Origin of the sequence: Romboutsia sp. 13368 (assembly GCF_018336475.1) — a bacterium.
GTDB lineage: Bacteria > Bacillota > Clostridia > Peptostreptococcales > Peptostreptococcaceae > Romboutsia.
Map to the genome: position 1 here is coordinate 1,532,097 of NZ_CP048741.1, position 1,038 is coordinate 1,533,134.

The 1,038-nt window shown below is 26.2% G+C and carries 1 protein-coding gene; it reads left to right on the plus strand.

Annotated elements, in window-relative coordinates; genetic code table 11:
• The first annotated feature begins 123 nt into the window (after positions 1-123).
• Positions 124-945 carry a YitT family protein gene (locus G3997_RS06180; RefSeq protein WP_330616303.1) on the plus strand — a complete coding sequence of 274 codons (822 nt, stop codon included), beginning with the start codon at positions 124-126 and terminating at the stop codon, positions 943-945.
• Positions 946-1,038: the final 93 nt, after the last annotated feature.

The window sequence follows — 1,038 nt, forward strand, 5'->3', positions numbered from 1 at the left end:
ATGTATATAAAGCATTACAATGTATTATCTAATCTAAATTTGCAAATAATTTAATATAAATCTTTATGATAAGGATGTGATACTATAAAAAATAAAATAAGTTTATATATATTTGAATTAATAATATTATGCCTTGGATGCTTTATAATGGCAGTTGGACTTAACATGTTTTTAGAACCATATACAATAGCTTCTGGTGGTCTTACTGGTCTTGCCATAGTATTTAAAAGCTTATTTAATACTCCACTTTGGTTTATAAACTTAGCTTTTAATATTCCATTATTTATATTAGGTATTAAATTTTTAGGAAAAAAAGATGCTATAAAAACATTAATAGGTATATTATTACTAACATTATTTTTAAAATTAACAGAAGGATTAACCACTTACAACACAACAGATGATGTTTTATTATCAGCTATAGCTGGTGGTATAGTTGTTGGAATTAGTCTTGGAATATTATTTAGAGTTGATGCATCAACTGGTGGTTCTGAACTCGCTGCTCTCATACTAAATAAGATATTACCTTTTATAAGTATATCTACATTTTTATTTATAATAGATGGAATTGTAATAATACTTGCAGGTCTTGTCTCAAAAAATATAGAAACTGCACTTTATGCTACAATATCTTTATATATAAGCATAAAAATATCAGATGCTATCGTTGAAGGTTTTGATTTCTCTAAATCGTTTATAATAGTTACTGACAAATTTGAGGAATTGTCTAAAGCTATTATGGATGATTTAGAAAGAGGAGTTACTTTTTTAGAAGGCCGTGGCGGATATACTAATATAAAAAAAGATGTTTTATTAGTTGTTGTCTCTAGACGTGAAGAAGTTCACTTAAAAAATCTAGTCAACGATATTGACCCTATGGCATTTACTATAATTAATGATGCTCATGAGGTTTTAGGTGAAGGATTCAGTAAAAAATCACATTAGAATATTTTAAATTTAGTCTAAAAAATAAAACTGTAGAATTATCTACAGTTTTATTTTAATTCTATAATAAACACCGATGTTTGAGGTGGTATA